At 40.7% G+C, this 14,560-nt stretch carries 9 protein-coding genes; 7 read left to right on the top strand and 2 right to left on the bottom strand.

The window, feature by feature from the left end; all coding sequences use genetic code 11:
- Positions 1 to 33 precede the first annotated feature (33 nt).
- On the top strand, positions 34 to 1,293 hold the full coding sequence (locus EXU85_RS34755; RefSeq protein ID WP_142776471.1) for an SUMF1/EgtB/PvdO family nonheme iron enzyme: 1,260 nt from the start codon (positions 34 to 36) through the stop codon (positions 1,291 to 1,293).
- Between the two features lie 86 nt (positions 1,294 to 1,379).
- On the opposite strand, the gene EXU85_RS34750 is transcribed toward EXU85_RS34755, so the two are convergent.
- On the bottom strand, positions 1,380 to 2,090 hold the full coding sequence (locus EXU85_RS34750) for a ComF family protein (RefSeq protein WP_142776470.1): 711 nt from the start codon (positions 2,088 to 2,090) through the stop codon (positions 1,380 to 1,382).
- A gap of 64 nt (positions 2,091 to 2,154) precedes the next feature.
- Here EXU85_RS34750 and EXU85_RS34745 point away from each other — a divergent pair, with 64 nt between their 5' ends.
- The 5 genes from EXU85_RS34745 to EXU85_RS34725 all read left to right on the top strand — a co-directional run bounded on the left by EXU85_RS34745 (position 2,155) and on the right by EXU85_RS34725 (position 11,088).
- On the top strand, positions 2,155 to 2,499 hold the full coding sequence (locus EXU85_RS34745) for a hypothetical protein (RefSeq protein ID WP_142776469.1): 345 nt from the start codon (positions 2,155 to 2,157) through the stop codon (positions 2,497 to 2,499).
- A 19-nt stretch (positions 2,500 to 2,518) separates the two neighbouring features.
- On the top strand, positions 2,519 to 5,821 hold the full coding sequence (locus EXU85_RS34740) for a DUF4175 family protein (protein ID WP_142776468.1): 3,303 nt from the start codon (positions 2,519 to 2,521) through the stop codon (positions 5,819 to 5,821).
- 156 nt (positions 5,822 to 5,977) lie between these two features.
- A complete protein-coding gene (gene mnmG / locus EXU85_RS34735) occupies positions 5,978 to 7,837 on the top strand; it encodes a tRNA uridine-5-carboxymethylaminomethyl(34) synthesis enzyme MnmG (RefSeq protein WP_142776467.1) in 1,860 nt (619 codons plus the stop codon).
- 29 nt (positions 7,838 to 7,866) lie between these two features.
- Complete coding sequence (locus EXU85_RS34730) at positions 7,867 to 8,793, top strand: class I SAM-dependent methyltransferase (protein WP_246859371.1); 927 nt, start codon at positions 7,867 to 7,869, stop codon at positions 8,791 to 8,793.
- A gap of 375 nt (positions 8,794 to 9,168) precedes the next feature.
- Positions 9,169 to 11,088, top strand: a complete 1,920-nt coding sequence (locus EXU85_RS34725) for a tetratricopeptide repeat protein (RefSeq protein WP_371732057.1) — start codon at positions 9,169 to 9,171, stop codon at positions 11,086 to 11,088.
- Positions 11,089 to 11,155: 67 nt separating this feature from the next.
- Here the strand turns inward: EXU85_RS34725 and thrC are convergent, their stop codons facing one another.
- Positions 11,156 to 12,466: a threonine synthase gene (gene thrC, locus EXU85_RS34720; protein ID WP_142776466.1), complete on the bottom strand. Its 1,311-nt coding sequence runs from the start codon at positions 12,464 to 12,466 to the stop codon at positions 11,156 to 11,158.
- 142 nt (positions 12,467 to 12,608) lie between these two features.
- On the opposite strand from thrC, the gene pruA reads away from it, so the two are divergent.
- Positions 12,609 to 14,240 carry an L-glutamate gamma-semialdehyde dehydrogenase gene (gene pruA, locus EXU85_RS34715; protein ID WP_142776465.1) on the top strand — a complete coding sequence of 544 codons (1,632 nt, stop codon included), beginning with the start codon at positions 12,609 to 12,611 and terminating at the stop codon, positions 14,238 to 14,240.
- Positions 14,241 to 14,560 lie beyond the last annotated feature (320 nt).

Raw genomic sequence — 14,560 nt, 5'->3', positions numbered from 1 at the left:
TTTTTGTACCTACGTTTTACACAAAATAGAGCAATGATTCAAAAGTTTCACCTGCAACGAGCGGCTTATGTGCTACTGGCAATGACGGCCCTGGCATCCTGTAAGTCCAAGCACCCGACCAGTGTGCAGCCCGGTAAGAAAAGTACGGCGACGGGTATTGCTTACAACCAGAAAGAAGGTTTTCAGGTAAAGAAATTTGCTGGGCAGAAGGCAGGCCCAAACCTCGTTTTCATTGAAGGAGGCCGATTCACCATGGGCGCCCTGGAAGAGGACGTTATGAATACGCGTGATAACCGCGAACGAACTGTCTCGATCCAATCGTTTTATATGGATGAAACCGAAATGGCAAACGTCCACTATCTGGAATACCTGAATGCAATTCAGCGTGATTCATCGGAGGAAGTTGTAAAAGCAGCCTTGCCAGATACAACCGTTTGGTCAAATCCATTATCATTTAACGACTCTTACGTTACACAGTATCTTCGTTATCCTGCCTTTCGATATTATCCTGTTGTAGGTGTTTCGTGGGTCCAAGCTACCGATTATGCAACCTGGCGATCAAATGCTGTCAATAATGAGCTGGCAAAAGGAGGGGGACCGAAAAAGAAGGGGGGAGGTTTCTCTCTAAAGCGGAAGTCTAAAAAAGCGGATGATGCAGCTTTGGCTGAAGCAACTACAGCTGCACCTGCCAAACCGAGCCTTGAGAGTGGTACAATTCTGCCAGATTATCGTCTGCCAACTGAAGCCGAATGGGAATATGCTGCTAAAGCATTGATTGGGACTCAATACATGGACGAGAATCAAATCAATCAGCGAATCTACCCTTGGGATGGTTCATCAGTCCGGAACCCCAAGAAAGGTCGCAAACAAGGTCAGATGTTAGCAAACTTCAAACGTGGTCGTGGTGACTATGCCGGTATTGCTGGCCGTTCGAATGATGGTGCTATTATAACGGCTGAAATCTATGCTTATCCAGCAAATGATTTTGGTCTGTATAACATGGCTGGTAACGTAAACGAGTGGGTAATGGACGTTTATCGGCCTCTTTCCTATCAGGACGTTAACGATTTAAATCCAGTACGTCGTAATGGATATGTTGATGATGCGAAGAATTATGATAGCAAAAACAAACAATCATTAATTGACGATAAACTTCGTGTATACAAAGGCGGCTCCTGGAACGACGTTGCTTACTGGCTATCACCAGGTACACGTCGATTCTTAGACCAGGATTCGGCTACAGCAATGATTGGTTTCCGTTGCGCTATGATTGGAGTGGGCCGGAACAAATAAGTCAAGCACTATCCTTTCCTAAAAAAGAGGTCATCCGAATTTGGGTGACCTCTTTTTTTATGGAATTCGAAAAACAAACCGAACGGCTATCGATCAGCAACAGCTAGAGTTATTACGCTGATAGACTTGCAGCCAGCTCTAACTAATTCAATAGCGCAGGCTTCAATTGTGGCACCAGTAGTCAGCACATCATCAACGATGAGTACGTTTTTATTCTTAACGAGATCTGGCTTCACAATGCTAAATACTTTATTTACGTTTTCCCATCGTTCAAGTCGATTCTTGTGTGTTTGCGATTCATTAAAGGCATTTCTATTTAACACATCTATTACCATTGGCATGTTAAGTGCTTCAGCCAGTCCTTGAGCTATCCAATCTGCCTGATTATACCCTCGTTGCTTGTAGCGGCTCAAATGCAACGGAACACCTAGAATTACGTCTATTTCCTGAAGCTGTTTACTTTCTATTTTGAGTTGACTTCCGTACCAGCTTGCCAGTTCTTTAGCTGCTTCTTTTTGGCCTCTGTATTTAAAGCTGTGTATTAGATTTTGTACAACACCACCCTTTGTAAAATGCAGGTAAGAAGCTAAAAAGCGCACAGGTACTTTTCCGGCAAACTTATTGAGGAGATTTTGATCGTAAGGTTCCTGATGTTGATTTGTCTCCGGAAGATTGATTCTACAAGCTGAACACAAAACACGCTCATTAGCTATTAAAGACTGTTTACAACCTAGGCACAAAGTAGGAAAAAGTAGATTGACAAAATCGTCTATTAATAGATGAATAAACCGAAACATAGTTCGTATTCGTTTGTAGTATAAAACGTTGTAATTTAGGGAGAAGAATAATCGGGGAAGCACTGTGGAAGAAAAAAGTATAGATAAATCCTGGGAAGAGTTACTTGACCAAATTCAATCTTTGGTTGGTAAGCGTCCTGCCGATCTTAACGCCGTTCTATTTTTAATTGGCGTTCAGGAATTAGGTACGGGGCCTAAACGCTTTTCTAAAGAAGCAAAACAAGACCTAATGCATATAGCTGTTTGTCGTGTGCTGAGTCAGTCAGGCTATTATGAATTAGATGGGCTTGATAAAGATGGTTGGCCACGGTGGTTGCTAGCTAAGCCAATTCCGCATGGCGACCTGCTGGCGCAGGAAACCTTTTTAAAACAACACGTTATTCAGTATTTCGAGACTCTTTCAGTTTAACTACTCAACCTGAATTCCTATGCAATCTTCAACAGCTTACACAACACTATTACAACGCATAGACGAGTATAAAAAACGCTACTTTCAAAATCAACTTGTGAAAGGAAGTCTTTTTTTTATAGCTCTCCTTGGAAGTGGTTATCTCTTCATAAACACAGCCGAGTTCATTGGCCAATTTAATTCTGTTGGTCGTGGAGCCTTATTTTTCGGTTTTTTGCTTACTACCTTAGTCGGGTTGTATCTGTTTATAATACGCCCTTTGATGAGTTTATATGGGCTAAATAAACCATTGTCAAATGATGAAGCTGCTCGACAGATAGGAACCTTTTTTCCAGAGGTAGGGGATAAGTTGTTAAATACACTTCAACTCCAACGTATAACATCTGATCAGAGCGATTTGCTCCAGGCTAGTCTAAATCAGCGGTCACAGCAATTACTTATAAATCGTTTCTCTAACGCAATTCAGATTAGCCGCAACCGAGAATTTCTTAAATATGCCATTCCTCCGCTTGCACTTATCCTTGTAATTCTAATCGTGAATCCAACATTTTTCACAAAGTCGTCAACACGGCTTGTGAATTACAATAAAGAGTTTGTTGAAGAGGCTCCCTTTCGATTTGTGGTGCAAAACAAGTCACTGAAGGCGTTTCGGAACGAAGATTTCCCATTAAAAGTGAAGCTTACTGGTGATGCACTACCACAAGCCGTGTACGTAGTTGCGAATGGGACTCGCTTCAAACTTGAGCAATTGGGCGACCAGTTTAGTTATAACTTTGATAATCTTCAGCGCGACTTAGATTTCCATCTAGAGGCTGCTGGTTTCAATTCAACAGAATATAAAGTTTCACTAATTGACCGACCTGCAGTACTCTCGTTTAACGTTAAACTGGATTATCCGGCTTATTTAAATAAGCCAACCGAGCAGCTTTCAAATGTTGGGAATCTTCTTGTTCCACAAGGCACAGTGGTTAACTGGGAATTTGCGGCTGATCATACAGACTCCCTTCTTCTACGGTTTAATTCAGATGCAAAGCCAGTGGTAGCCCATTTGATAGATAATAACACGTTTGCTCTGAATAGAAGGCTAATGCAAAACGCAACCTATTCTGTGTCATTGAAGAATGGTCAGATTGCTGCACCATCGGTCATCCAGTATAATGTTCAGGTGATTCCAGACCGGTATCCTCAAATTTCCGTAGATCGAATTCAGGACACAGTTACCTATAATTATATAGCACTATCAGGTTTAGTTTCTGATGACTATGGGTTCTCGAAGCTTCGGTTAAATTATAAGATAAACCGTAATGGAAAGGGGTCTCCTTCACACGTTATAGACATTCCAGTAAATCGCTCTACTACGTCACAAAACTTTGTTTATAACTGGTCACTTGATAGCTTAAAACTAAGCCAAGAAGACAAATTAGAGTACTTCGTGCAGGTTTGGGATAACGATGGAGTGAACGGTCCCAAGTCAAGTCGATCAAATCAGTTGAATTTTGTAGTTCCTTCGAATGCTGAAATTCAGAAGCAGGTTGATAAGTCAGCCGAGAAAACCGAGCAACAAATTGATAATGCTCTAAGCAAAACGCAAGCGATCAAGAAAGAATTAAATCAAATGGAAGATCGGATGCGAACCAAAAAATCCTCCGATTTTCAGGATAAAAAACAGTTACAGGATGTCCTGCAAAAGCGAGAGGAGTTACTAAAGGAAATCCAAAAACTCCAAGAGCAATTCCAGAAAACGAATGATACGCAACAGCGCTTCGCCGAAAAAAATCAGGCTATGCAGGATAAGATGGAGCAGCTAAAGAAGTTGTTTAATGAACTTCTTGATCCTGAATCAAAGCAGTTGTATGAGCAATTGAAACAACTATTGGAACGTAAGCAGGATGAAAAAGCCTCGGATATGCTTGATAAACTCAGCCGTAAAGAAAAGAACATGGAGCGCGACTTGGACCGTGCTTTGAAGCTTTTCAAACAAATGCAGCTCGAGCAAAAGGTTAATAATATTGCAGAAAACCTTGAGAAGCAAGCTGAGAATCTTGAGAAGCAAGCTGAAGAGAATGCTAAGAAAAATGAGACTTCTCAGGAGCAACAGAAGCAACAGGAGAAGTCTCAGGAAGATTTCAAGAATACGCAGGAGCAATTAAAGGAAATTGAAAAGCAAGCTGAAAAAGACGACCTAAATAAGCCTGAATCTTCCGAAGAAGAGCAAAAGGAAATTGAGAAAGAGATGGAGGAAGCCACGAAAAACATGAAGAGTGACCAAGGAAAACAGGCCTCCTCAAAACAGAAAAAGTCGGCTAAATCTATGAAGGCCATGAGTAAGGCCATGAAAGAATCCATGCAATCTGCTGAAATGGAAGAGATGCAGGAAAACATTGATGACTTACGAAATATCCTCGACAATCTCATTACGCTCTCGTTTGGACAGGAAAAAGTCATGAAAGATTTCCGGGGTATGAGCCTTCAGGACCCCAGGGTTACCAAGCTATCACAAGAGCAATTAAAACTACAGGATGATGCTAAAATAATTGAAGACAGTTTAAATGCTCTAGCTAGCCGAGTAGTACAAATTCAGTCGTTTGTAACACGTGAGTTGACTAATATGAAATCCTATATGGATGAAAGTGTACAGCAATTGCGTGACCGTCGGCTAAGTATGGCTTCATCAAAACAGCAGTTTGCAATGACATCTATTAATAATTTGGCTTTGATGTTGAGTGATGTGTTAAAGAATATGCAACAGCAAATGAATGCTATGGCCATGCCTGGTAAAGGAAAAGGCGGCAAAAAGGGCGAAAATCCCAGTGGTATGGGAGAGATGCAAAAACAACTTAATGCCAAGATGCAACAGCTTCAGAAAGGCGGTAAATCGGGTAGGGGATTATCAGAAGAATTATCTCAGATGGCTGCTGAGCAAGCTATGATTCGGCAAATGCTGAAAAAGCTTGAGGAAAATGCGAAAGGAACAGAGGCCGGAAAGCAACAGGAAAAACAAGTAAAAGACTTACTTGAAAAGATGGATGAATCGGAGACAGATTTAGTGAACAAGCGAGTCAACCCTAATCTTATCAATCGTCAGAATGAGATTCTCACCCGGTTACTGGAATCTGAGAAAGCCTTGAAACAACAGGAAGAAGATCCAAAGCGTCAGGCAGAAGCAGCAAAATCAATGAAGCGTAGCACACCTGCTTTTTTCGATTCGACAAATTTGCAACTGAAAACAAAGCAAGTTGAAGTCCTTCGTTCAGTTACACCAAATTATAATCTTTTTTACAAAAAAGAAGCAAATCAGTATTTGCAGAAAGTAAGTAAGTAGTTTTAATCGTTTTCTATTTAACCGCTCACTTGGCACGAAGGTGAGCGGTTTTTTGTTACACAACCACAAGATTTTTATCACGTTTCATCTTTTCAACAACTTTCAACAATTTTGTGAAAAGTTTCCACGTGAAACATTTTTCAAAAATCATTAAAAATGTATTCTTCTTACGATGTCATTGTAGTTGGTGCAGGCCACGCAGGATGTGAAGCAGCTAACGCTGCCGCCACAATGGGCTCAAAAGTTTTATTAATTACAATGAATATGCAAACCATTGCACAAATGTCCTGTAATCCAGCTATGGGTGGTGTGGCAAAAGGTCAAATTGTGCGAGAAGTTGACGCGCTGGGCGGACTATCGGGAATAATCAGCGATAAAAGTATGATTCAATTCCGCATGCTAAACCGCTCAAAAGGCCCTGCCATGTGGAGTCCTCGCTGTCAAAGCGACCGGAATTTGTTTGCATGGGAGTGGCGAAAGGCATTAGAAGAAAATAGAAATATTGATTTCTGGCAGGATACAGTTACGGAAGTCATTGTAAAAAATGGACGAACGGCCGGTGTAAAAACAAGTTTGGGTGTAGAATTTTTAGCCAAAGCGGTAGTACTAACAAACGGTACGTTCTTAAACGGCAAAATGTTCATTGGCGAAAAAGTGTTTGGTGGTGGACGAACAGCCGAGCGTTCTGCCACAGGCTTAACCGAGCAGTTAATGAGTTTGGGCTTTGAAGCAGGCCGTATGAAAACTGGCACTCCTCCACGAGTAGATGGCCGCAGCCTGGATTTTGACCGTATGGAAGAGCAACTAGGCGACGAAAATCCTGGCAAATTTTCTTACACCAATACACCTGTTCTGAACAAACAACGTAGTTGCTGGATAACATATACGAATCAGGCAGTGCATGATGAACTAAAAACTGGCTTTGAAAAATCACCCATGTTTACGGGTCGAATTAAAGGATTAGGACCTCGTTATTGTCCGTCAGTGGAAGACAAAATAAACCGCTTTGCGGATAAAGATCGGCATCAGATTTTTGTAGAACCAGAGGGATGGGACACAGTAGAAGTGTATGTAAATGGCTTTTCCACTTCATTGCCTGAAACAGTTCAATACAATGCCTTAAGGAAAATTGAAGGTTTCGAAAATGTCCGAATGTTCCGGCCAGGCTATGCTGTAGAGTATGATTTCTTCCCACCAACACAATTAAAGCCAACCTTAGAAACACAGTTGGTGCAAAATTTATTTTTCGCTGGCCAGATTAATGGTACAACGGGCTATGAAGAAGCAGCATGTCAAGGATTAATGGCCGGTATAAATGCTCACCGAAATGTAAATGAGGAAGCCGAGTTTACAATAAAAAGATCGGAAGGATATATAGGTGTGCTAATTGATGACCTGATAACAAAAGGTACCGAGGAGCCATATAGAATGTTTACGTCTAGGGCCGAATACAGGACCTTATTACGACAGGATAATGCGGATTTACGACTCACTGAAAAAGGATATGCTATTGGTCTAGCCTCCCAGGAACGCTATGATAATATGCTAGTGAAGCGAAATGGCGTAGCCAAACTAACAGAAGCGATTCGAGGGACTAAGTTAAAACCAGATGAGGTCAATGCCTGGCTCGAAGGTAAAGGAAGTGCACTTCTGCGTGAAAAAAGTAGTTTTTACACATTACTAAAACGCCCAGAAATTGATCAAGCTGATGTGAAAGAGCTATTAAAAATGATTCCTGACATGCCTGGGGTAGGGGAGGAGGTCTTGGAACAAACAGTGATAGAAATTAAGTACGAAGATTATTTGAATCGGGAAAAGCAAAATGCCGATAAGCTTGATAAATGGGAAAACCTATCAATAAATCCTACATTCGACTATGATCGGCTTAAAGCCCTATCCTTCGAAGGTAAAGAAAAACTGAAACGATTACGGCCATCAACTATTGGTCAAGCATCAAGAATTAGTGGTGTAAGTCCATCCGACGTTTCGATTCTACTGGTCTATATGGGCCGTTAATAAGTAAGTTCTGGCTAAATCTCAAGCGATTGAAGTCAGAACTTTTTTGTGTCTATACAATTCAAACAGCTGTTTTGGAAACAATAACTGAATGCCCAGTATGTGGCAGTAGCCACTTTAACCCATTTCTGGTCTGTAAAGATTACTTAGTAAGCCTGCAGAATTTCACCATTCAGGAGTGCCAGGCATGCGGATTTCGCCTAACAAATCCACGACCTGATGCAAATTCAATTGGCTCGTACTATAAATCGGAAGACTATGTATCGCACAATGACGAGGGAAAGGGAGTGATCAATATGGCTTACCGAATCGTTCGAAATTATACCTTAGACTCAAAACTAAGACTTATAAATAAGTTAAATGGCAGACAAGGCCGAGTGCTGGATGTAGGTTGTGGTACTGGTGCTTTTCTGGAAAGTTGTAAGAAAGGTGGCTGGCAGATAATTGGTATGGAACCAGATAGAGATGCACGTACTATTGCCCAGAAGAAATTAGAGGCTGAAATAAAACCAAACCTGAATGCATTAACAGGTACGAAACCTGTTGATATTATTACCCTATGGCATGTACTTGAACACATTCCAAACTTAAATGAAGTTATTCCTCAGCTTCATCAATTACTGGAGCGTAAAGGAACGCTATTAATTGCGGTTCCAAATTCGGACTCCTATGATGCACAGTATTTTAAAGAATTCTGGGCAGCCTATGATGTACCTCGCCATTTATATCATTTTACACCTACAACTATAAAACCATTATTCGAAAAACATGGGTTTAAATTGGTGGAAAAGAAGCCAATGGTATTTGATGCTTTTTATATAGCCATGCTAAGTACACGTTATCAGGGTGGTAAAACAGACTATTTAAAAAGTGTCCGAATAGGTTTAGCATCAAATACAGAAGCCAGCCGAACAGGAAACTCATCAAGCCTAATCTACCAATTCATTAAGGCATAATAATTGCAACTGTCCAAGTAGTCCCACTCTTGTAAGGCCTGTTCGGCAAAGGTCTATTCTAAATTAAAAAAGTGAAATTTTTGTGTGAATAACACTGTGTATAAGTAAACAGTATGCGTGGAAAACCTGTTTATAAGGGTTAAATCAAGTGTGGAAGGATGAGATAGTAATCCACAATCGAAATCAAAAGGCTGGTATATGTGGAGAAAGCCCTACATATCACAAGTAACTCCACAAATTTTCCCCACCTGAAACTGTGCACAAATTTTATGCACAAATCCACAAATATTTAACAAACAGAATGTGGATAACATGTTATTTACTTAAATATGAGTAAATTAAGTGTGGATAACAAAACAATGATAAGTGGATAACATATCACCGTTGTCCACACCATTTAAAAATAAAAGTGGACAACTTATTTATACACATTTCCACATGACTAATGGTTATAATAACGTTTCTTTTAAAAAGCCTTTTTATAAAATGTTAATAAGGTTAAAAGTCATTATTGCACTAACGTGTGTGTTGTCGGCTGGCCTCGTATATGGGCAGGGAGGAACAACGCTGGCTGAAGAATACTACAAAGCGGGCGAATTTGAAAAAGCAGCTAATGAGTATGCCAAGCTGTTAAAGACCGAAGTTAGCTGGGTTAGGGTGTCGCGTTATGTAACCAGTCTCCAAAAAAGTAATAAAGGAGAGGAAGCCGCAAAATACCTTAAGAAGCAGCAAAGGAGCGATGATGCTAATCGAGCTTACTATGAATTGCTGAGTGGACAGCTGGCAGCTCAACAGGGTGACACAATTCAGGCGCAAGCGCAGTATACAACTGCATTACAATCCAGCAAATCATCGATTGCAAAACTTGAAAAATTAGCGACAGCCTTCAATGAGGTCGGAGAAGCTCGCTGGGCTGTCCGAACACTCGAAACCGCTAGAGAAGTTAGTAAAGACCCAACCTCATACAGCGAGGATTTAATGGCTCTATACCGGTCAACAGGTCAGACTGAGAAAGCTATTGACGAAATCATTATAACGGGCAAACAAACGGATAAGAAAGAAACAGTATTAGCAGCTTTACAAGGATTTATCAACACAAAAGATGAGCCACTTGTGGAAAAAGCACTATATACAAAGATCCAACAGGAGCCAAACGAACTAGCGTATAACGAATTATTGATCTGGTATTTCGTTCAAAAACAAAAGTTTAGCAGAGCTTTACTTCAAGAAAAAGCAACTGATAAACGCCTGAAACTAAATGGGAGTCGGGTATATGACCTTGGCATGCTGGCGTTAAATAATAAAGAGTACAAAGCAGCTGCCGATGCTTTTGAGTATGTGACAACAACATATCCACAGGGTCAACTATACCCGTTTGCTCGACGACTAGTTATCAATGCTCGTGAAGAGCAGGTGAAAAATACATATCCGATTGATAAACTTGAAATTCGAAAACTAATCGCTGATTACCAGCGTATGCTTCAGGAAATAGGTACAAATGTCAAAACATTAGAAGCTCTTCGGAGTACCGCTAACCTGTATGGTAATTACCTTGATAGTAAAGACACAGCGTTAACCGTCCTTGATTTGGCTATTGATCTTGGGAAAACAGACAAGAATTTCGTTGACCGTTGTAAGCTTGACAAAGGGGATATCTACCTTCTTAAAGGTGAGCCCTGGGAATCTACCTTATTATATTCCCAAGTAGAGAAGTCTCAAAAAGAAGAATTGTTAGGGTATGAAGCCAAATTGAAAAATGCCAAGCTACATTATTATAAAGGCAACTTTTCAGTAGCAAAGGATTTGCTGGATGTGTTGAAACTGGCGACCTCCCGTGAAATTGCCAACGATGCAGAGCAATTAAGTTTATTGATTGTGGATAACACAGGTATGGATAGTACAGAAGCAGCCATGCGCTGGTACGCTGATACAGAATTACTTCTGTTACAAAACAAAACCGATGAAGCTGTGGATAACCTGAATAAAATGTTGGCAAAGTATGGTGACCATAGTATTGCTGATGAAGTACTCTGGCTTCGGGCTAATACGTATATGAAACAAGGAAAGAATGCAGAAGCACTGGAGGACTTGAAAAAAATCGTAAGTGCGTATCCAACTGATATATTGGGAGATGATGCCCTGTTTACACAGGGGAAAATCTATGATGAGCGACTAAAAGATAAAGCTGCAGCTATGGAAGCATACCAAAAAGTGCTTACTCAATATCCAGGAAGCATTTATGGAGCTGAAGCTCGTAAACGATTCCGCGCTTTACGAGGAGATACATTGAATTAATAAATAACCAGTTATCCACAAAAAAGCCCGAAATCCACAGATTTCGGGCTTTTTTGTGGATAACTGGTTAAGATACAGTTTGTAACAATAATTCTTTAAACACTTCGTATTGAGCTGGAATATGAATGCTTTGCTTAGTTAGGTTAGCCATTACAGCTAACCGCTCGGGAACATCTATAGACTGGTTAAGTACTTCTTCAACTAACGGTTTAAACTTTGAAGGATGAGCAGTCGCTAATGCCACACCAACAACGTCTTTATTCGAATCAGCCAAATACGATTGTAGACCCAGTATACCAATGGCCGTGTGAGGACAAGCAACGTAACCAAATTGCTCATAAATTTTTAGCATACCAGCTCTTGTTTCAGTATCATCAAAGAAGTAACCAGAAACATTTGCGTTAAACGTTTCATAATCATCTCGATACAAATGAGCTAATCGGACAAAATTGCTTGGGCTACCAACATCCATGGCATTTGATATAGTGGCGACAGAAGCTGCTGGCGAATAAATACCTGTCTTCAGATAAGATGGAACAACGTGATTAAGATTGGTAGCAGCGACAAAATGAGCAACAGGTAAACCCATCTGCTGAACCATAGCACCCGCGCTTAGGTTACCGAAATTGCCGCTGGGCGTAGAAAAAACGACGGGTTTACCGATATGACGAACTTGGCCATAAGCTCGGACGTAATAAAATCCCTGTGGAATCAATCGGAAAATGTTGATCGAATTAGCAGAAGAAAGAGAAAGATGGGTAGTCAGTTCAGAATCCGTAAAGGCCTGTTTGACAATTGCTTGGCAATCATCGAAAGAACCATCAACTTCAAAAGCCTGTACATTTCCGCCAAGAGTGGTTAGCTGTTTTTCCTGCAAATCACTTACTCGCCCGCTAGGATACAAAATCGAAACTCGAACACCAGGGACATTATGAAATCCCATTGCTACAGCTCCACCTGTATCACCCGATGTAGCAACTAGGATATTAATCTCCTGATCACTTTTCTTCGAATAATAGGACATCAGAGCAGCCATGTAACGGGCTCCAACATCTTTAAACGCAAGAGATGGCCCATGAAATAATTCCAGAACAGATGTTCTTCCCGCTTCAAGATTAACTACAGGCGTATCGAATGGAAAGGCACGATGTGTAAGCTCTTCCAGATCAGACTTACTAATTTCTTCACTAAATAATGCCTTACTGATTTCAAAACCAATGTCTGCTAACGATTGGCCAGCGATAGTCTCAAAAAAGTGAGCGCCCAACCGAGGTAAGGGGATAGGCATATATAAACCCTTATCAGCGGGCATACTATGGAAAAGAGCTTCCTTAGTTGAAACAGTTAAGTCTGGATTATTCGTGCTGTAAAAACGCATAAGCAAAAAGTCAAAATAAGGCTACAAAGTACGGTAAATCAGACCAATGAATCGAAACAAAGGACTTTAAATGTGGAAAACTAATGTGGATTAGTGGATAAGTAGGGCAATACGTAAATTTGTAAAAACTTGACACTTCATTATGTCCTTTGGATTATTCAATGCACCCACTCCGGCGAATGAGCCGGTCAAAGAATACCGACCTAACTCGCCTGAACGTGGGTCGCTCAAAAACGCATTAGCAGAATTTCGGGCCCAGGAAACTGATATACCCATGTATATTGGGGGCAAAGAAATACGTACAGACCGTAAATTTCGGGTTGCTCCCCCTCATGATCATCATCATACCCTCGGATACTTTTATGAAGGTGATGCAAAGCATGTGGAACAGGCCATTGAGTCGTGTTTAGCAGCAAAAGAAGCTTGGGCAAACCTGCCATGGGAGCAACGGGCTAGTATTTTTCTAAAAGCAGCAGATTTGATAGCCGGGCCGTATCGAGCTATACTAAATGCAGCTACAATGCTTGGGCAATCAAAGAATGCCTATCAGGCTGAAATTGATTCCGCTTGCGAGCTTATCGACTTCCTTCGATTTAATGTTCATTATGCAACCGAAATCTATCAACAGCAGCCAAATTCATCGCCTGGTGTTTGGAACCGATTAGAGTATAGGCCGCTCGAAGGTTTCGTTTTTGCATTAACACCATTCAATTTCACGGCTATTGCTGGTAACTTACCTACATCTGCTGCACTAATGGGAAATACCGTAATTTGGAAACCCGCCTATTCACAAGTGCTTTCGGCAAAAGTGATCATGGATGTGTTAAATGAAGCGGGTTTACCGGCAGGTGTAATCAACCTGATTTATGTAGATGGACCGGTTGCGGGCGATATTATTTTTAACCATTCAGATTTTGCAGGCATACACTTCACTGGTAGTACAGGGGTATTTCAACAAATTTGGGGTACAATAGGAGCGAATATCCACAAATACAAAAGTTATCCACGAATTGTTGGAGAAACAGGGGGAAAAGACTTTGTATTGGTTCATGAATCTGCCAGTGCGGAAGAAGTAGCAACTGGATTGGTTAGAGGAGCTTTTGAATATCAAGGGCAAAAATGTTCGGCTGCATCCAGGGCTTATATACCTTCAACCCTCTGGCCAGCAGTTGAGGCAATGATGAAACAGTTTTTGTCTGAACTAAAAATGGGAGGAACAGAGGATTTCTCTAACTTCATTAATGCTGTAATCGACGAACGAGCCTTTAAAAAAATAACCGCTTACATCGCTGAAGCTATACTGAATGACCAGGTCCAACTAATTGCTGGGGGAAATTACGATAGTTCAAAAGGGTATTTTATTGAGCCAACCGTATTAAAAGTCAATGATCCAAGGTACAGAACCATGTGCGAAGAAATCTTTGGTCCAGTGCTGTCTGTATATATTTACGAGCCTGGGGAATTTGACTCCATGGTTGAAGTCATCAATTCTACCTCACCTTATGCTCTCACCGGATCCATTTTTGCAAAGGACCGATATGTAATTGAACAAGTTTCCAAACAACTTCAAAACGCTGCTGGTAACTTTTATATTAATGATAAACCTACTGGAGCTGTAGTTGGTCAACAACCTTTTGGGGGAGCACGTGCTTCTGGAACAAATGATAAAGCAGGATCGGCTTTGAACCTATATCGCTGGGTTTCAGCTAGAACCATCAAGGAAACATTTGTTTCACCGAAACGCTATGAATACCCATTTCTGGAGGCTGAATAATTTTTAAAAAAAGTTTGAGGTAAGGCTTGTGTAAAGAAATAAAAAAGTATAATTTTGCACTCCCAAATCAGGAGAAAGAACAGAACGTGATAACGTAATTGTCTTTTTATCAATAAGTTAACCAAGGGGAACGTGAAAAGTTGTTTAAATTATTTTTCAACTTTTTCTTGACAAAGCAAATAGAGTGTTGTACCTTTGCACTCCCAAATATAAGGAAGGCCAACAACGGTTGGCCACCATCTCGAAAGAGAGACAGTTCTTTGACGTATTGACATTAATAGGTTAGCACTATTAAGGCTATAAACATCGAGATTAACTTT

This window comes from Spirosoma sp. KCTC 42546 (assembly GCF_006965485.1).
Classification (GTDB): Bacteria; Bacteroidota; Bacteroidia; order Cytophagales; family Spirosomataceae; genus Spirosoma.
This window is presented reverse-complemented; position numbering and strand designations above follow the sequence as displayed.

Bases quoted from the DNA above. Each gene is read 5' to 3' on its own strand.
- EXU85_RS34755 (WP_142776471.1), top strand. From the start codon at position 34: ATGATTCAAAAGTTTCACCTGCAACGAGCGGCTTATGTGCTACTGGCA.
- EXU85_RS34750 (WP_142776470.1), bottom strand. From the start codon at position 2,090: ATGTTTCGGTTTATTCATCTATTAATAGACGATTTTGTCAATCTACTT.
- EXU85_RS34740 (WP_142776468.1), top strand. From the start codon at position 2,519: ATGCAATCTTCAACAGCTTACACAACACTATTACAACGCATAGACGAG.
- mnmG (WP_142776467.1), top strand. From the start codon at position 5,978: ATGTATTCTTCTTACGATGTCATTGTAGTTGGTGCAGGCCACGCAGGA.
- thrC (WP_142776466.1), bottom strand. From the start codon at position 12,466: ATGCGTTTTTACAGCACGAATAATCCAGACTTAACTGTTTCAACTAAG.
- pruA (WP_142776465.1), top strand. From the start codon at position 12,609: ATGTCCTTTGGATTATTCAATGCACCCACTCCGGCGAATGAGCCGGTC.